Genomic DNA, 16,523 nt, shown 5'->3' with positions numbered 1-16,523 from the left:
GGCGACCTGCTCACGCAGCCGCGCCACTCCGGCGGCCACGAGGTGGCTCGCGGTGGGGGTGGCGGGGCTGCTCATAGGACTACTCAAGCACCCGCCACCGACAGTGGCAGGGTCGAGAATCCCCTTTGTCCACAGGGTATTCGAGAACATTCGGCTCCTCGGTGGTCGAGGCCTTTCGGTGGTCGAGGTGCGAAGGCGTGCAACGCCTGAGCCTCGAGACCCGGTGACGTGACTGGCGACCTGACCGGCGTACCCCTGGTCGCTTCCCGGCTCACCGGGTCTCGAGGCTCGTCGCTGACGCTCCTCACACCTCGACCACCGGAAGGGGCACCTCGGCCACCGGAGGGGCATGAGAGGCTGGCGGCATGTCCGAGGCAGCCGAGCCCGCGGCCCGGCGGGGGCGGCCGGGGTACGACCAGGCGACGGTGCTGCGGCGGGCGATCGAGGTGTTCAACCGCCAAGGGTACGACGGCACCAGCATGGGCGACCTGGCCGCGGAGCTGGGCCTGAGCAAGTCCGCGATCTACCACCACGTCCCGAGCAAGTCGCATCTGCTGGAGCAGGCGCTGCACGAGGCGCTGGACGAGCTGACGACGCTGGTCGAGACGGCGGTGGACGAGTCCACCGGCACGGCGTACGAGCGGCTGCGCGAGGTGGTGCGCGAGAGCGTGCGGGTGCTGGTCGCCCACCAGGACGCGGTCACGCTGCTGCTGCGGGTGCGCGGCAACAGCCCCGCGGAGCAGGCCGCGCTCGCCCAGCGGCGCTGGATCGACGCCCGGCTCGCCGAGCTGGTCGCGGCGGCCGTCGACGAGGGCGCGCTGCGTGCCGACGTGGCCCCCGACCTGGTCAGCCGGCTGCTCTTCGGCATGGTCAACTCGCTGGTCGAGTGGTACCGCCCCGAAGGGGATGTCGACGCCGACGTCCTCGCCCGCGCGATCACCACCATCGCCTTCGACGGGCTGGCGGCCGAGGCGACCTGAGAGGGGTCGGACGACAGGTCGCTCACGCGTCGAAGTCGACGGTGACGACGTCGCTGACGGGGTAGGTCTGGCAGGTCAGCACGAACCCGGCGTCGACCTCCGCCCTCTCCAGCGCGTAGTTGCGGCGCATGTCGACCTCGCCCTCGCGCACCAGTGCCCGGCAGGTGCCGCACACGCCGCCCTTGCAGGCGAACGGCAGATCCGAGCGCGTCGCCTGGGCGCCGTCCAGCAGGCTCTGCCCGCGCGGCATCGGCGCCGTGGCCGAAAGCCCGTCCAGTACGACGGTCACGTCGCTGGTCTCGCCGTCGACGACCGCGACCTCGCGGACGAGCTCCGGCGGCGGCTCATCGACGTAGAACAGCTCGAAGTGCACGCGGTCCTCGGGCACGCCGAGCTCGCCCAGCACCGACCGCGCGTCCTCGATCATCGCGAACGGGCCGCACAGCCAGACGTGGTCCATCGCCCGCGCCGGCACCAGCACCGACAGCAGGCGGCGCAGCCGGTCGGCGTCGAGCCGGCCCGAGAACAGCTCGGCGTCGCGGGGCTCGCGGCTCAGGACGTGCGAGAGCCGGAAGCGACGGCCGTGGCGGTTCTTCAGGTCGCCGAGCTCCTCGGCGAACATCACCGAACCGCTCGTGCGGTTGCCGTAGAGCAGCGTCACCTCGGCGTCGGGGTGCCCGGCCAGGACGGTGCTCGCGATGGAGAGCATCGGGGTGATGCCCGAGCCCGCGGCGATGCAGAGGTGCCGCCCCCCGGCTGCCGGGTCGGCGCGGAAGCTGCCGGTCGGCGTCTGCACCTCGACCTCGTCGCCGGGGCGCACCTCGCGCACCAGCCACGAGGAGAACAGCCCGTCCGGGATCTCGCGTACGCCGACGCGCGGCGGGGCGCCGACGGGCGCGCAGATGGAGTAGGTACGGCGGTGCTCCTGGCCGTCGATGGTGCGGCGCAGCGTGAGCGACTGCCCGGCCTCGAAGGCGAACGCCTCGCGCAGGTGCTCGGGCACGGCGAAGGTGATGGCCGCGGCGTCGTCGGTGAGCCGCTCGACGGCGGAGACGGTCAGGGTGTGGAAGACCGGCTGGACGCGGCCGCCGACGCGGGCGGGCGCCTCAGGGGCGATCGTCATCAGATCTCCTTCACGTGCTCGAACGGCTCCAGGCACGCCGCGCAGCGGTAGAGCGCCTTGCACGCAGTCGCCCCGAACTCCGAGGTCAGCTCCACCTCGCTCGCGCCGCAGCGCGGGCAGTGGATGGCGCGCCGGGTGGGCAGCAGGTTGAGCACGACGGGGCCCGTGCGGTGCTCGGCCGACCCCGGCGGCGAGATCCCGTGCTCGGCCAGCGCCGCGCGGCCGCGCTCGGTGATCCAGTCGCTCGACCAGGCCGGCTCCAGCTCGACGCGCACCCGCACGTCGTCGTACCCGGCGTCGCGCAGGCGGTGCACCAGGTCGTCGCGCATGGTGGCCATCGCCGGGCATCCGGAGTACGTCGGCGTGATCGCTACGACCACGGCGCCGCCGTCCTCGGAGACGTCGCGGAGCACGCCGAGGTCCTCCAGCGTGAGCATCGGCATCTCGGGGTCGGTGACCGTACGCGCGACGTCGTACGCCGTGGTCATGAGGCTCACCACTGACCCATCGGGTGGGCGCGGGCGACCACCTGCATCTCGGCGAGCATCCGGCTCAGGGCCTCGGTGTGCAGGCCGTCGCGGCCGGTGCGGCCGCGCACGCCGGCGAGCGCACGGCGCTCGGGGCGCTCGACGCCGCTCATCGCGAGCACCTGCTCGAGCACGACCTCGACCTCGTGCGCGACCTCGGCGGGCCGGACTCCCACGCCGGCCCCGGCGACCTCGTCCTCGACGTCGTGGGTGGCGAGGAGCTCGGGGTAGAGCGGCCAGAGGTCGTCGAGCGCGGCGACCAGGCGGCGCCGGGACTCCTCGGTGCCCTGCGCGAGCGTCAGGAACCAGCGCCCGGCGTAGTCGCGGTGGTAGGCCAGCTCCTTCACGCCCTTGGCCGCGACGGCGGCGAGCACGCGGTCGCGGCTGCCGCGCAGCCGCCCCAGCAGCGCCAGCCGCACCGTCGAGAAGAGCAGGATCCGGCAGACCACGTGGGCGAAGTCGCCGTGGGCGACCTCGGCCATGCGCACGTTGCGGAAGGCGCCGGCCTCACGGAAGAACGCGAGCGCGTCCTCGGGCGGCACCGGCGAGCCCTCCGGCAGCGACGGCACCACCGAGGCGTCGGCCGCGGCGGCGCGGGCGAGCAGCAGGCGTGCCTGGCCGAGCAGGTCGAGCGCGATGTTGGCCAGCGCGATGTCCTCCTCGAGGTCCGGGGCGTTGCTGCACCACTCGGAGACGCGGTGGGAGAGCACGAGTGCGTCGTCGGCCAGCATCAGGCAGTACGTCGCCAGGGCGCTGGCGTCGACGCCCTCGGGCATCGTGGTGTCCACGCCGGCGAGCGGGTCCTCGAAGTCGGTGCCGAAGGCCCACTGCGAGTCGTCGGAGCCGAGCAGGCCGTCGAAGACCGAGCCGTGCGCGTCGTTGGGGTCGGGTGCTCCGTGGGACATGTCAGGGGCCTTCACATGTGCGGCACGTCGGCCGGGATGTCGTAGAAGGTCGGGTGCCGGTAGACCTTGTCGCCGCTGGGCGCGAAGAACGGGTCCTTCTCGTCGGGGCTGGACGCGGTGATCGCCTCGGCGCGCACCACCCAGATGCTCACGCCCTCGTTGCGGCGCGTGTAGACGTCGCGCGCGTGGCGTACGGCCATCTCGTCGTCGGCCGCGTGCAGCGACCCGACGTGGACGTGGTTGAGGCCGCGCTTGCCGCGCACGAACACCTCGTACAGCGGCCACTCGGCATTCGGGGCGCTGGACTCGGTCACCGTGGTCTCCTCGCTCACCGGGTCTCGACCCGCCCGTCGGCGCCTCGCGAGCTCGGCGCCGGGGCTCGCTCGACCTTCGCACGGTCACGCTCGCGCTCCTGCGTCGCGCGTGCGTGCGCGCTTGCCGCCTCCCTGACCCACGCGCCTTCCTCGTGCGCCCGCCGCCGGTGCGCGATCCGCTGCCGGTTGCAGGGCCCGTCGCCCTTGACGACCTGCAGGAACTCGTCCCAGTCGGGGGTGCCGAAGTCGTGGTGGCCGCGCTCCTGGTTCCAACGCAGGTCGGGGTCGGGGAAGGTGACGCCGAGGGCCTCGGCCTGCGGCACGCTCATGTCGACGAAGCGCTGGCGCAGCTCGTCGTTGGTGTTGCGCTTGATCCCCCACGCCATCGACTGCGCGGAGTTGGGCGACTCGTCGTCGGGCGGGCCGAACATCATCAGCGCCGGCCACCAGAACCGGTCGACCGACTCCTGCACCATCGCGCGCTGCTCGTCGGTGCCGCGCATCATCGTCATCAAAAGCTCGTAGCCCTGCCGCTGGTGGAACGACTCCTCCTTGCAGATGCGGATCATGGCGCGGCCGTAGGGGCCGAACGACGTCCGGCACAGCGGCACCTGGTTGCAGATCGCGGCGCCGTCGACGAGCCAGCCGATGGTGCCGACGTCGGCGTAGGTGAGCGTGGGGTAGTTGAAGATCGAGGAGTACTTCTGGCGCCCCTCGATGAGCATCTCGGTCAGCTCGCCGCGCGAGACGCCGAGGGTCTCGCAGGCGGAGTAGAGGTAGAGCCCGTGGCCGGCCTCGTCCTGCACCTTGGCCAGCAGGATCGCCTTGCGCCGCAGGGACGGGGCGCGCGTGATCCAGGCGCCCTCGGGCTGCATCCCGATGATCTCGGAGTGCGCGTGCTGGGCCACCTGGCGCACCAGCGTCTTTCGGTAGCCCTCGGGCATCCAGTCGCGCGGCTCGATGCGGTCGTGGTGGGCGATGGTCGCCTCGAACCCCTGCTGGAGCTCGCTCTCCGTCAGCGTCATCGGCATCCTCCGTCTATTTACTGACCGATCGGTCTGTAATACTCTGACACACGATCCGCCCCCGCGCAACGAGTAGGAGACCGCCCGTGTCGAGACTTCTGGAGAGCTACTCCGCCGGCCGCTGGCACACCGCGAGCGACGAGGGCGCCCCGCTGCTCGACGCCGCCACCGGCGAGGAGGTCGCGCGGATCTCCGCGACCGGGCTCGACCTGGGCGAGATGACGACGTACGCGCGCACCGTCGGCGGCCCGGCGCTGCGCGCGCTGACCTTCCACGAGCGCGCGGCCCTGCTCAGGCAGCTCGCCAAGCACCTGGGCGCCGACAAGGACGAGCTCTACGACCTGTCGTTCCGCACCGGCGCGACCAGGCGCGACTCGATGGTCGACATCGACGGCGGCATCGGCACGCTCTTCAGTTACGCCAGCAAGGGCACCCGCGAGCTCCCCAACGACACCGTCGTGCTCGACGGCGGCCTCGAGCGCCTGAGCAAGACCGGCGCCTTCGTCGGCCAGCACGTCTACACCTCGCGCCCCGGCGTCGCGGTGCAGATCAACGCCTTCAACTTCCCCGTGTGGGGCATGCTCGAGAAGCTCGCGCCGGCCTTCCTCGCCGGCCTGCCGAGCATCGTCAAGCCGGCCAGCCAGACCGCCTACCTCACCGAGCTCGCCGTACGCCGGATCGTGGAGTCGGGCATCCTCCCCGACGGCACGCTCCAGCTGCTGTCCGGCAGCGCCTCGGGCCTGCTGGACGAGCTGACGGTGCAGGACTCGGTGGCGTTCACCGGCTCGGCCCACACCGCCGGGATGCTGCGCAACCACACCAACGTGCTGCACGGCGGGGTGCGGCTCGGCGTCGAGGCGGACTCGCTCAACTGCTCGATCCTCGGCCCCGACGTGACCGCCGACGACCCCGAGCTCGACCTGTTCGTCAAGGGCGTCGTCACCGAGATGACGGTCAAGGCCGGGCAGAAGTGCACCGCGATCCGCCGCGCGATCGTGCCGGCCGCGATGGCCGAGGTCGTCATCGAGGCGATCTCCGCCCGCCTGGCCAAGGTGAGCGTCGGCAACCCCGCCCACGAGGACGTCCGCATGGGCGCGCTGGCCTCGCTGGAGCAGCGCGACGAGGTGCGCAAGGCCGTGCAGCAGCTGCGCGCCTCGGCCGAGGTGGTCTTCGGCGACCCCGACCACGTCGAGGTCGTCGACGGCGACGCCGAGCGCGGCGCCTTCATGTCGCCGGTCCTGCTGCGCGCGCCGAAGGGCGCCGTGGAGGTCCACGACGTCGAGCCGTTCGGCCCGGTCAGCACGGTCCTCACCTACGACTCCCTCGACGAGGCCGTCGAGCTGGCCGCCCGCGGCAAGGGCTCGCTGGTCGGCTCGCTCGTCACCCACGACCCCGACGTCGCCCGGTGCGTCGTGCTCGGCGTCGCGCCGTGGCACGGCCGGATCCTGGTGCTCGACCGCGACGACGCCCCCGAGTCCACCGGCCACGGCTCCCCGCTGCCGGTGCTCGTGCACGGCGGCCCCGGCCGGGCCGGCGGCGGCGAGGAGCTGGGCGGCGTACGCGGCGTCCTGCACCACCTGCAGCGCACCGCCGTCCAGGCCTCCCCCGACATGATGACCGCGATCACCGGTCGCTGGACGACGGGTTCGCAGCGCCATGATGACGGCGTCCACCCGTTCCGCAAGAGCCTGGCCACGCTGGCGATCGGCGACACGATCGCCTCCGAGGCGCGCACGGTCACCCTCGAGGACATCGAGCACTTCGCGGAGTTCACCGGCGACACGTTCTACGCCCACACCGACGAGGCGGCCGCCAAGGAGAACCCGCTCTTCGGAGGCATCGTCGCCCACGGCTACCTCGTGGTCTCGCTCGCGGCCGGGCTCTTCGTCGACCCCGACCCGGGCCCGGTGCTCGCCAACTTCGGCGTCGACCACCTGCGCTTCCTCACGCCGGTCAAGGCCGGCGACTCGATCGCCGTGACGCTGACGGTCAAGCAGATCACCCCGCGATCCGGCGCCGACTACGGCGAGGTCCGGTGGGACGCTGTGGTCACCAACGCCTCCGGCGACCCGGTCGCCACCTACGACGTGCTCACGCTCGTCGCGAAGGAGTGGGACCGCTGACCGCCGCGACCATGAAGCAGCCGTAGGCGAGGTTGCGCGAGTGCACCTCGACCACGCCGGGCTCGGCGAGCAGGGCGGCGACGGCGTCGTGCGTCGAGCCATGCTCGTGCACCCGGGTCGCCGGGTGGATGCATCCCCGCTCGTCGTAGGCGCGCAGCACCTGCGGTCGGCCCTCCCAGGACGGCGGGAACCGGTCGAGGCGCTCGGGGCCCTCGCACTTCTCCGCGTGGACGAAGACCGCACCGGTCTCGGCGTAGGGGCTGGGCGCCGGCAACGGCGGGCTGTAGGAGACGAGCAGCAGTCGCTCGCCTGCCGCCGCGTCCCGAAGACAGCAACGGATCCGCTCCCCACCCGAGGCCACCAGCGCGACGTCCTCGCTCGGACGCTCCTCGGCGCGCCAGGAGGCGAGCAGGTCGGGATCGATCAGCCGCAGCGCGTAGGGGACGGGTGACCGCACGTCGGAGGAGTCGGTGTTCATGCCATCAGACTGCCTGCCGAAGGCCGCACCCTGCTGGCGGGTATCAGACCTCGCGCACGGCACGGATCAGGTCAGCGTCAGCGCTTCGGGCGCTGGTCGACGATGCGCCGCATCTTGCCCACCGACCGCTCGATCCCGCCCGGCTCGCGCACCTCGATGCCGACGCTGACGCCGATCGTGCTCTTGACCAGGTGCTGCAGGTGGCGGCCGGCCTCCTCCGCGGAGGCGGTCGCCACCCCCTCACGGTGCTCGACGAGCACCGTCATCTCATCCAGGGTGCCGCCGCGCGAGAGCACGCACTGGAAGTGCGGCGAGAGCTCGGGCGTGCCGAGCAGCAGCTCCTCGATCTGGGTCGGGAAGAGGTTGACCCCGCGCAGGATGATCATGTCGTCGGTGCGGCCGGTGACCTTCTCCATGCGCCGCATGGTGCGCGCCGTACCGGGGAGCAGGCGGGTCAGGTCGCGCGTGCGGTAGCGGATGACCGGCATCGCCTGCTTGGTGAGCGAGGTGAACACCAGCTCCCCCTTCTCCCCGTCGGGCAGCACCTCGCCGGTCACGGGGTCGACGACCTCGGGGTAGAAGTGGTCCTCCCAGACGTGCAGGCCGTCCTTGGTCTCCACGCACTCCTGCGCGACACCGGGCCCCATCACCTCCGAGAGCCCGTAGACGTCGACGGCGTCGATGCCGAGCGTCTGCTCCACCTCCAGGCGCATCTCGTTGGTCCACGGCTCGGCACCGAAGATCCCGACCTCCAGCGACGTCGAGCGCGGGTCGACACCCTGGCGGCGCATCTCGTCGACGATCGCGAGCATGTACGACGGTGTCACCATGATGACCCGCGGCTCGAAGTCGAGGATCAGCGTCACCTGGCGCTCCGTCATGCCCCCGGACACCGGCACGACGGTGCACCTCAGCTTCTCCGCGCCGTAGTGGGCGCCGAGCCCGCCGGTGAACAGCCCGTAGCCGTAGGCGTTGTGCAGGAGGTCGCCGGGCCGGCCGCCGGCCGCGCGGATGCTGCGCGCCATCACGGTGGCCCAGGTGTCGATGTCCTCGGCGGTGTAGCCGACCACCGTCGGCTTCCCGGTCGTGCCCGAGGAGGCGTGGATGCGCGACACCTGCTCACGCGGCACCGCGAACATCCCGTAGGGGTAGTTGCCGCGCAGGTCCGCCTTGGTCGTGAACGGCAGCCTCGCCAGGTCGCCCAGCTCGCGTACGTCGTCCGGGTGCACCCCCACCGCGTCCCAGGCCGCCCGGTAGTGCGGCACGTGCGCGTAGGCACGCTGCACCGTGTCGCGCAGCCGCTCCAGCTGCAGCGCCCGCAGCTCGTCGACCGACGCAGTCTCGATCGCCTCCAGCTCGCCCATGCCCATGCCCGCCAGTGCAGCACCCGCGAGCCGCACCGTCGAGCCCTCCCGGTGGTTGAGGCGCGACGAGCCCCAGCGAGGAGCCTCGAAACCACCCCACGCACTCAAGCGCCACCACCCCGTCGACACCTCTAGGGGTGTGCCGCGTCACCCCCAACCACGGGCATACTCGAAGTATGCAATCCATGGGGATCCTCGGCTCGGCCTGGCCCGGCGTCATCGACGAGACGCTCGACGTGGGTGAACGGCAGGTGCGCGTCCTGCGCGCCCCGGCCCGCAAGGGCGCCGCGGACGGCACGCCGCAGCTGCTGATCCACGGCCTCGGCGCCTCCGCCGTGACCTGGGTCGAGGTGATGCCCGGCCTCAGCGCCACCGGTCCCGTCGTCGCCGTCGACCTGCCGGGCTTCGGCCAGACCACCGCGGGACCCGACGACGCGCTCACCGTGGACTCCTACGTCGCCTTCGTGCTCGAGGTCGCCGACGCCCTCGGCTGGACCCGCTTCGACCTGCACGGCAACTCGATGGGCGGTCTCATCGGCGTCCTCCTCGCCGCGCAGCAGCCCGAGCGCGTGGCCCGGCTGGTGCTGGTGTCCCCCGCCCTGCCGCCCTCACACCCGCTGCGCCTGCTGCTGCCCGCGCGCGCCACCATCGGTGGCATGGCTCCGCTCGTGGCGTCCACCACCACCGCGGCCGCCCTCGGCCTCGTCGGCGCCGGAGCCTCCTTCGACGAGCGCCGCAACCGCCACCTGCTGCGCCTGATCTTCACCGACCCCGACGGCGTACGCCCCGAGCTGATCGACCTCATGGCCCAGGAGTTCGCCGACACCGACGACCAGGTCGTCGCCGGTCGCCGCCGCGCCCTGCGCACCGCCCTGCGCTCGATCGCCGCCCTCTGGGCCAGCCCCCGCCGCGTCCTGCGCGCCATCGCCGCCGTCGAGGCCCCCACCCTCATGATCGGCGGCACCGCCGACGCCCTCGTCCCCGCCAAGGTCCTCCGCCAAGTCCTCCGCTCCCGCCCCGACTGGGTCGGCCACGTCCTCGACGATCGCCGCCACGCGCTGATGATGGAGAGCCCCGAGGAGTACCTCGATCTCGTCGAGCGCTGGGGCGAGGAGTTGCAGGAAGCCGTCTGAGGGGTCGTGGCTGGCGATGCTCACTGACGCTGACGAGTCCTGGGACGTCATCCCCTTCCTCCCCCACCCGCCGGAGACCACCACGGACGGCGAGACCTGGCACGAGGTAGCGGAGCACGGCCCCGGCGTCCTCACACTCTGGTGCCTCCGTCACGACCGGGCGGCCAGCTCACCCGCCGGCGTACCGCCGTTGATCCGGGTGACCCTGGAGGATGCGGCAGGACGGCGGAGCCGGGAGCGGCCTCGCACGCCGCAGGAGCAGTCGGACGTGGACGACGACCTCGACGACCTCTTGGCCGAAGCAGGTGCGCCTCCGAGGCCGCGCGGCCGGCGCTGGTTCGTTCGACTTCCCCCAGACCGAGACCTCAAGGCGTCGCTCAACGAGTGGTGGCAGGTGATCTACCAGCGGCTCGCCGACGTAGATCAGACGCCCGCCGAAGAGTTTCGGGTCCTCCGCGAGATCCTTGCTCGCGAGGGCCTGCGCGAATAGTCGCCATGCTGCGGTCGGTCGTCCAGGCACCTGATCGTCAGCGATGACCCATGAGGTCGTGTGAACTGGTCGCAGAAATGCCGAGCGGATAGGGGCTTTGCGCCGCCAATCGGCGCGGCCCAGTTACCGGATCTGCCAAGACGAGGGCGTTAGGTGCGGCCTTATTCCTCCCTAGGTAAGTCACTCGATACCCGTCTAGGGCTCTGTTGGCACGCTGAGTCGGTCCACGACGAGACGGCGATATCCGGAACGCACAGATGAGTTCCGGATGGCGCCGCCCGTGTGCGTGACTACTTGACCTCGGAGCGGCGCAGGGAGAGCAGCCCGACGACGAGGGGAACGATAATCCAGATCGTCGTGGTCGAGCCGAGCATCGCCCACTCCTTACCGGTGTTCGTGGCGCCCTCGAGGAGCGCCACCTGCGTGTAGTTCCAGTCGATCCACGGCTGCAGGTCCTCGAACCACGAGCGCACCTGGGCCAGGAGGACGAGGATGCCCGGCATCACCAGTGAGACGACGAAGTAGCCCACGATCGCTGCCGCGGAGTTGCGCAGCACGACACCGAGGGTGAAGCCGATGGCCATGCCGACCAGGTTGAATAGCACCATCTGGGGCGCCATGGACAACGAGATGTTCCACACGGTGTCAACGCCGGCGAGTGCGGAGCCGATCACGTTTCCGAGGGCGCCCACCGCGAAGGCGACGACCACGGAGCCAACGCCCACGTGGAGGGTCGCGATCGCCTTGGCGCCGATCACGCGTCCGCGGCTCGGCACCAGCGTGAACGTGGTGAGCCCGCTGCGCTGGCTCCACTCACTGGTGACGGCCAGGATCGCGATGATCGGCAAGATCACCGACATCGGGAACCCGCTCGCCCTCACGAAGTTCTGGTAGGTGACGTCGCTGGTGAGGCCGAAGACGAGGAGTGACCCGGCCGAGATGGGCGACAGGACGCCGATGCTGACGAGCATCCAGAATCCCGAGCGGGTGGTGAACATCTTGCGCAGCTCGACCGTGACGAGCCGGGTGAGGGGGATGGGACGGGTGGTCCGGCGGGCCGGCGCGGCCTCCGTGGTGGTGGTCGGCGGGACGATGGTGGCGGTCATGCCGTAACTCCTTCGCGTTGGGTATCGGCAGTGAGCGACAAGAACATGTCTTCGAGCCCGGTGCCCTCGGCGGACCGGAGCTCGGTGAGGGCGATGCCGGCGGTCAAGGCCACGGTCCCGACCCGAGCGGGGTCGGCGTCGGCGCGGACCGATCCGTCACCGGCGAGCGCGCTGGCGATGCCGGCCCGCTCCAGTGCGTGAGCGAGGTCGCGCGGTGAGGTCGACCTGGCGAACGTCCCGGCGGCGGCCAGCAGCTCTGCCTTGGTGCCGGCTGCGAGGATCTTTCCGTTGCCGATCACGACCAGGTCGTCGGCGATGACCTCGATCTCGTGCAGCAGGTGCGAGGACAGCACGTCGATGGTGGCAGAGCCGGACGTCGGAGCGGTCAGGCCCACCATCACGCGCATCGTGGTGGACTTGCCGGCACCGTTCGGGCCGAGGAAGCCGGTGACGCGACCGGGCAGGGCAGTGAAGGAGATGTGATCGACGGCGGCGAAACCGGCGTACCTCCGGGTCAGTGACTCGACAGTGATCATGTGACAACCCTCGCCGCGTCGCGGCGTGCGCACATCGTCGTTGTGGCCGGACCGTCCTCCGCCGTTGGGAGGAGCGGGGCCTCGTTCTTTCGGTCGGTGCCCTAGGCCTCGGCGGTCCCTAGGCTGGGCGAGTGATGACCACCGCAGCGCGCTCGCTGTGGGCCGAGCCCCGCGCAGCCGATGCTCCCGAACGGCTGTCGCGCGACGGGGTGCTGGTCGGCGCGGTGATGGTGGCGGCGCTGCTCGAGGGAGTCCTTCGAGACGACGTCGTCTGGCGGCCGTTCGCGACGATCGTGGCGGTCGGACTCGCACCGGTGCTGCTCTGGCGGCGCACCCAGCCGTTGGCCTGCGTCGTGGTGGGCTTCGGCACCGCGATGGCGTTGGGGCTGGCGACCCTGGCGGGAGGGCCCCCCAGTGTCGGCCTCGACACGATGATCTTCGTTCTGGTGCTCGTCTACGCGCTGGTCCGCTGGGGCTCAGGACGCGAGATCGTGATCGGGCTGACGGTAGTGCTGGTCGGTGCGGTCATCGGCACGATCGCCGACTACACCCGGCCTGCCGACGTCATCGGCGGGTTCGGCATCCTGGTGGCGGCGGCCGCTGGCGGAGCGGCGTTCCGCTACCGCGCCGAGAGCTGGCGCCGGGCGTTGGACCAGATCCGCAGCCAGGAGCGGGTCGGCCTCGCGCGCGAGCTGCACGACATGGTCGCCCACCACGTCTCGGCCATCGCTGTGCAGGCGCAGGCGGGCCGGGCGATGGCCGGGCAGCGACCCGAAGCGGCGCTCGAGGCGCTGGCGGTCATCGAGGGGGAAGCGTCGCGAACGTTGGCGGAGATGCGGGCGATGGTCCGGGTGCTGCGCGACGGAGCGCCGGCGAAGTACACCCCACAGCCCGGCGTTGCCGACCTGGCGTCCCTCGCCCGCCGCGACCCGGTCCCGGTCGTGAACGTGGAGGTGCCAGATGGACTGGACGAACTTCCGCTCCAGGTCGACGCGGCGCTCTACCGGCTGGCGCAAGAGGCGCTGACCAACGCGCTGCGGCACGCCCACAACGCCTCGCGCGTGGAGATCCGGGTCGACGAGGGTGGAGGAAGGCTGCGGCTACGCGTCGCCGACGACGGACAGATCGACCCGGGTCGACCTACGATTCACGGCTTCGGGCTGCTGGGGATGACCGAGCGCGTGCAGCTGCTCGGCGGCACGCTGCGTGCCGGACCGGCACCCGAGGGCGGGTGGACGGTCGAGGCCGAGCTGCCCACGGATGTACGCCGATGACGGTGCGAGTGCTGGTGGCCGACGACCAGGACCTGGTGCGTACCGGCCTCTCCATGATCCTTGACGCCCAGCCCGACATCGAGATTGTTGGCCAGGCCGCCGACGGCCACGCCGCGGTCGAGCTGGCGCGTCGGCTACACCCCGACGTGTGCCTGGTCGACATCCGGATGCCCGGGCTCGACGGCATCGAGGTGACCGAGCTCCTCGCCGGGCGGGGCGTCCCGGACCCCATGGCGGTGGTGGTAATCACGACCTTCGACCTCGACGAGTACGTCCACGGCGCGCTCCGGGCCGGCGCCCGAGGCTTTCTACTCAAGGACGCCGGGCAGGAGCTGCTCGTCCAGGCCGTGCATGCCGCCGCTGCCGGCGATGCCCTGATCGCGCCGAACATCACCCGGCGGCTGTTGTCCACCCTGGCCGCCAGGGAACCGTCGAAACGACGCACACAACCGATCGAGCCGCTCACCGAACGTGAGGAGGAGGTGCTGGCGCTGGTCGCCCGTGGCCGCACAAACGCCGAGATCGCCGCCGATCTATTCATCGGCTTGACGACCGCCAAGTCCCACGTCGCCAGCTTGCTGGCCAAGATTGGCGCCCGCAACAGGGTCGAGATCGCGATGTGGGCCTACGACACCGGCCGGGTAGGGGACTGACGCCGCCGTCCAAGGTTTCGGAGAAGCCCGTTCCGCAAGCAAACAGGATTCGATGAAGGGGCTCTGGTCAAGGTGAGCGTCGTCGGAGATCGGTTCGCCGGCAGCCGACGTGAGGCTGGCCCCGTAGTGAGTCTTCGCCGCGAGCCGGGTACTTGCTCTGACCCAGGACCCGTGCGCCGCCTCGGTCGGGCGGAGGACTGCACACCGCGCGAGTCGACAACTTCGTGGGCCCCTTGACCTGACCCAGCGGTGAAGGCCCCTTTAACTGGAGTTGTGTGCGCTGCTCATGTTCGATCGAGGCACGACACTGAGGGTCCTCTGAGCGGACGTCGTCAGGAGATCCCAACAGCGGTGCTTAACGCAGACGAGATACGCCGTCTTCAGACACTTGTGCTCCTGGTCGGGCAGGGGTTTACTGCCGATGAGGCGGACCGATCGGTCGCTTCCGGAGCGCGATGATCCATACGGAGCGCATATGCCCGATGCCATCGAGGCGACCTTCAAGGTCCGCTATTACACCGAACAGTTCGCCCCCAACCATGTCGTCACTCTCCACACGGACTTCGACGGTTGGGACTATCCGATCTTCGGTGTCTACAGACGGGACGCCGTTGCTTCTGCCGAACCACGAACGGGTCACTGGCTCTTCGAGTTGGATAGCAGCGCTTATCAGGGTGTGGCCGGCGCGACGATCCATGTCTCCTTCGCGCTGGACGGCCACGCAATGGCCGAGCAGCCGTCCGAACTCACCCCCTTTGGCGAGTACAACTTCAGCGCCGACGACATCACGTTCACCGACCCGCCCGAACGGTTCGTACACGGTCACGACAATCTGCAGACCTTCGAGACGCCAGTACAACAGAGACGATTCCGCCCCAACCACAGTGAGAGCGTGGTGTACGACGTTATCGTCGTCGGGTCCGGCATGAGTGGCGGTGTGCTCGCAGACGAATTGTCCGACCAAGGAGCTAAGGTCCTGCTGCTGGAGGCAGGCTCGCTGCTCTTCCCGACACACATGTACAACCTGCCGGGGGACTGGGAACCGTTGAAAGACAGGTACTTCGTGTACCACCACGAGGTGCCGGAAGGGTCAACCTTCGAAGGCGGCGTCAAGATCAACTTCGGCGGTGGGTCGCTCTTCTGGTCCGGAATCATCCAGCAAGCCAAGAAGTGGGAGTTCGGCCATCACTGGCCAGACACGGTCCGCGACTACCTGCTTGACGGCGGCGGCTACGACCGGGCCCTCGAACTGATGCGCATGCAGTTATACCGAGGGCCCTACGAACAAGAAGTGCTCGACGCCCTCAACAAGCAGTTCCCCGACTTCCACACGGAGGCGCTGCCACGGGCGAGGCACCAACCGCATCTGGCGAAACTGCCGGACGGCGGCGTCGTACTCCAGAACGTCGTACGCGAGTCGAACGGCCTATTCTCAACGGTTGATCTTCTCCTCGACTCCATGGCCTACGCGGGTCCCAAGGGAAACGCGAACCTGACCATCAACCTCAACCACCTAGTAACGAAGGTAGCCACTGACGGTAAGCGCGCGACCGGCGTCATGTGCCAGGACCTCCTGGCGAACAGGCCCCGCGAGTACCTGGGAAAGACAGTCGTGCTTGCCGCCGGCTCCCTCGGCACTACTAGGGTTGCGCTGGCTAGCGAACTCCGCGATCCACACGGACTCATCGGCCGGGGCCTGACGGACCACTCGAATTTTTCGATCCGCTACGAGTGGCCAATCGACGAAGCGCCCGTCGCGCTGGACGACCATGCGAAGCTCTCGATGCGATTCAAGGACGCAGGTCCGGACAAGCGCCCCTACAACGTGGAGATCCTCGTCAACTACCAATACTGGGACCGGCGCGTCGCCGACGAAGACATCTGGAATCAGATCGTCCAGCCGAAGGACCGGATTGGGATGGACGTTCAGTTCTTTTTCACCAGCCCCCTCAATGAGAACAATCGCGTCACCTTCAAACCGAACTCGAACAAGCTGAGCGTCGCCACTGAACGAAACCACGTCGGGAAGCCATACGAGGATGAGGCGATGCAACTCGCCTCCGAACTGCTAGCCCATTTAGGCCGAGGAGTGGTTCCGCGGTGGAGCAGCGAGCTGCGCTACTTCGGTGCCGCGCAGATCGGGCATGCCGGTGGCACAATGCGCATGGGCAAGGCAGATGACTCGGTCGTCGATGAATATCAACGCATGCACGAATACGACAATCTCTACGTCGCCGACTTGTCGGTCTTTCCCAGCATCTTGGCGGCTAAGCCGTCCTTGACGCTCACAGCGCTCAGCTTGAGGCTCGCCGACACCATCGTCGGCCGCCTAGATGCTCGCTCCGGCGACCCGAGCGCACGGGGAATCCGCAGAGCCCGTGGAGACTTGGGCATCGCGCTTTCCTAGGGCTGTTGACCACGCCGCGCAGGGCTGCGCGGACATGCGCACGTCAACGGCGGCCGTCCGTCAAGGCCGCGACCGGTGGCCAACA

At 70.0% G+C, this 16,523-nt stretch carries 16 protein-coding genes; 7 read left to right on the top strand and 9 right to left on the bottom strand.

Annotation, left to right across the window (positions count from 1 at the left end):
• Positions 1-365 precede the first annotated feature (365 nt).
• Complete coding sequence (locus LRP67_RS20940; protein ID WP_231272236.1) at positions 366-980, top strand: TetR/AcrR family transcriptional regulator; 615 nt, start codon at positions 366-368, stop codon at positions 978-980.
• Between the two features lie 22 nt (positions 981-1,002).
• Here the strand turns inward: LRP67_RS20940 and paaE are convergent, their stop codons facing one another.
• Genes paaE through paaA form a run of 5 tightly spaced genes read right to left on the bottom strand, consistent with a single transcriptional unit; the run spans position 1,003 to position 4,874 of the window.
• The gene (gene paaE, locus LRP67_RS20935; protein ID WP_231272235.1) at positions 1,003-2,103 is read right to left on the bottom strand and encodes a 1,2-phenylacetyl-CoA epoxidase subunit PaaE; all 1,101 of its coding nucleotides are present in this window, start codon (positions 2,101-2,103) and stop codon (positions 1,003-1,005) included.
• Positions 2,103-2,591, bottom strand: a complete 489-nt coding sequence (paaD, locus tag LRP67_RS20930; protein ID WP_231272240.1) for a 1,2-phenylacetyl-CoA epoxidase subunit PaaD — start codon at positions 2,589-2,591, stop codon at positions 2,103-2,105. The genes paaE and paaD overlap by 1 nt, the downstream gene beginning before the upstream one ends.
• Before the next feature lie 5 nt (positions 2,592-2,596).
• On the bottom strand, positions 2,597-3,535 hold the full coding sequence (gene paaC / locus LRP67_RS20925) for a 1,2-phenylacetyl-CoA epoxidase subunit PaaC (RefSeq protein ID WP_231272233.1): 939 nt from the start codon (positions 3,533-3,535) through the stop codon (positions 2,597-2,599).
• A gap of 11 nt (positions 3,536-3,546) precedes the next feature.
• On the bottom strand, positions 3,547-3,849 hold the full coding sequence (gene paaB, locus LRP67_RS20920; RefSeq protein ID WP_231272231.1) for a 1,2-phenylacetyl-CoA epoxidase subunit PaaB: 303 nt from the start codon (positions 3,847-3,849) through the stop codon (positions 3,547-3,549).
• Between the two features lie 14 nt (positions 3,850-3,863).
• Entirely contained in the window at positions 3,864-4,874 is a 1,011-nt protein-coding gene (gene paaA, locus LRP67_RS20915; RefSeq protein WP_231272230.1) for a 1,2-phenylacetyl-CoA epoxidase subunit PaaA, read from the bottom strand.
• Positions 4,875-4,960: 86 nt separating this feature from the next.
• Between paaA and paaZ the strand changes: the two genes are divergently transcribed.
• Positions 4,961-6,997, top strand: coding sequence for a phenylacetic acid degradation bifunctional protein PaaZ (gene paaZ / locus LRP67_RS20910; RefSeq protein ID WP_231272228.1), 2,037 nt, complete (start codon positions 4,961-4,963; stop codon positions 6,995-6,997).
• Here the strand turns inward: paaZ and LRP67_RS20905 are convergent.
• A complete protein-coding gene (locus LRP67_RS20905; protein WP_231272226.1) occupies positions 6,966-7,475 on the bottom strand; it encodes a DUF1203 domain-containing protein in 510 nt (169 codons plus the stop codon). The genes paaZ and LRP67_RS20905 overlap by 32 nt on opposite strands.
• Positions 7,476-7,552: 77 nt before the next feature.
• Positions 7,553-8,875, bottom strand: coding sequence for a phenylacetate--CoA ligase PaaK (paaK, locus tag LRP67_RS20900; RefSeq protein ID WP_231272224.1), 1,323 nt, complete (start codon positions 8,873-8,875; stop codon positions 7,553-7,555).
• A gap of 140 nt (positions 8,876-9,015) precedes the next feature.
• Here paaK and LRP67_RS20895 point away from each other — a divergent pair, with 140 nt between their 5' ends.
• Positions 9,016-9,972 carry an alpha/beta fold hydrolase gene (locus LRP67_RS20895; protein WP_231272223.1) on the top strand — a complete coding sequence of 319 codons (957 nt, stop codon included), beginning with the start codon at positions 9,016-9,018 and terminating at the stop codon, positions 9,970-9,972.
• Between the two features lie 16 nt (positions 9,973-9,988).
• Positions 9,989-10,462, top strand: a complete 474-nt coding sequence (locus tag LRP67_RS20890; protein WP_231272222.1) for a DUF5956 family protein — start codon at positions 9,989-9,991, stop codon at positions 10,460-10,462.
• 290 nt (positions 10,463-10,752) lie between these two features.
• On the opposite strand, the gene LRP67_RS20885 is transcribed toward LRP67_RS20890, so the two are convergent.
• Complete coding sequence (locus LRP67_RS20885) at positions 10,753-11,568, bottom strand: ABC transporter permease subunit (RefSeq protein ID WP_231272220.1); 816 nt, start codon at positions 11,566-11,568, stop codon at positions 10,753-10,755.
• Positions 11,565-12,104, bottom strand: a complete 540-nt coding sequence (locus LRP67_RS20880; protein WP_231272218.1) for an ATP-binding cassette domain-containing protein — start codon at positions 12,102-12,104, stop codon at positions 11,565-11,567. Before LRP67_RS20880 ends, LRP67_RS20885 begins: the two co-directional genes overlap by 4 nt.
• A gap of 134 nt (positions 12,105-12,238) precedes the next feature.
• Between LRP67_RS20880 and LRP67_RS20875 the strand changes: the two genes are divergently transcribed.
• The 3 genes from LRP67_RS20875 (at position 12,239) to LRP67_RS20865 (ending at position 16,438) form a co-directional block, all read left to right on the top strand.
• Positions 12,239-13,378, top strand: a complete 1,140-nt coding sequence (locus LRP67_RS20875; RefSeq protein WP_231272237.1) for a sensor histidine kinase — start codon at positions 12,239-12,241, stop codon at positions 13,376-13,378.
• On the top strand, positions 13,375-14,031 hold the full coding sequence (locus tag LRP67_RS20870) for a response regulator transcription factor (RefSeq protein ID WP_231272216.1): 657 nt from the start codon (positions 13,375-13,377) through the stop codon (positions 14,029-14,031). The genes LRP67_RS20875 and LRP67_RS20870 overlap by 4 nt, the downstream gene beginning before the upstream one ends.
• A gap of 475 nt (positions 14,032-14,506) precedes the next feature.
• Positions 14,507-16,438 carry a GMC oxidoreductase gene (locus LRP67_RS20865; protein ID WP_231272215.1) on the top strand — a complete coding sequence of 644 codons (1,932 nt, stop codon included), beginning with the start codon at positions 14,507-14,509 and terminating at the stop codon, positions 16,436-16,438.
• Positions 16,439-16,523 lie beyond the last annotated feature (85 nt).

The sequence above is a fragment of the Nocardioides sp. cx-169 genome (assembly GCF_021083605.1).
Taxonomy (GTDB): Bacteria; Actinomycetota; Actinomycetes; order Propionibacteriales; family Nocardioidaceae; genus Nocardioides.
The sequence above is the reverse complement of the archived record's forward strand: the minus strand, read 5'-3'. Positions and strand labels throughout refer to the sequence as shown.

What these genes read in the sequence shown, in the direction of transcription:
- LRP67_RS20940 (WP_231272236.1), top strand. Translation starts at nt 366, where the DNA reads ATGTCCGAGGCAGCCGAGCCCGCGGCCCGGCGGGGGCGGCCGGGGTAC.
- paaE (WP_231272235.1), bottom strand. Translation starts at nt 2,103, where the DNA reads ATGACGATCGCCCCTGAGGCGCCCGCCCGCGTCGGCGGCCGCGTCCAG.
- paaD (WP_231272240.1), bottom strand. Translation starts at nt 2,591, where the DNA reads ATGACCACGGCGTACGACGTCGCGCGTACGGTCACCGACCCCGAGATG.
- paaC (WP_231272233.1), bottom strand. Translation starts at nt 3,535, where the DNA reads ATGTCCCACGGAGCACCCGACCCCAACGACGCGCACGGCTCGGTCTTC.
- paaA (WP_231272230.1), bottom strand. Translation starts at nt 4,874, where the DNA reads ATGACGCTGACGGAGAGCGAGCTCCAGCAGGGGTTCGAGGCGACCATC.
- LRP67_RS20905 (WP_231272226.1), bottom strand. Translation starts at nt 7,475, where the DNA reads ATGAACACCGACTCCTCCGACGTGCGGTCACCCGTCCCCTACGCGCTG.
- LRP67_RS20895 (WP_231272223.1), top strand. Translation starts at nt 9,016, where the DNA reads ATGCAATCCATGGGGATCCTCGGCTCGGCCTGGCCCGGCGTCATCGAC.
- LRP67_RS20890 (WP_231272222.1), top strand. Translation starts at nt 9,989, where the DNA reads ATGCTCACTGACGCTGACGAGTCCTGGGACGTCATCCCCTTCCTCCCC.
- LRP67_RS20885 (WP_231272220.1), bottom strand. Translation starts at nt 11,568, where the DNA reads ATGACCGCCACCATCGTCCCGCCGACCACCACCACGGAGGCCGCGCCG.
- LRP67_RS20880 (WP_231272218.1), bottom strand. Translation starts at nt 12,104, where the DNA reads ATGATCACTGTCGAGTCACTGACCCGGAGGTACGCCGGTTTCGCCGCC.
- LRP67_RS20875 (WP_231272237.1), top strand. Translation starts at nt 12,239, where the DNA reads ATGACCACCGCAGCGCGCTCGCTGTGGGCCGAGCCCCGCGCAGCCGAT.
- LRP67_RS20870 (WP_231272216.1), top strand. Translation starts at nt 13,375, where the DNA reads ATGACGGTGCGAGTGCTGGTGGCCGACGACCAGGACCTGGTGCGTACC.
- LRP67_RS20865 (WP_231272215.1), top strand. Translation starts at nt 14,507, where the DNA reads ATGCCCGATGCCATCGAGGCGACCTTCAAGGTCCGCTATTACACCGAA.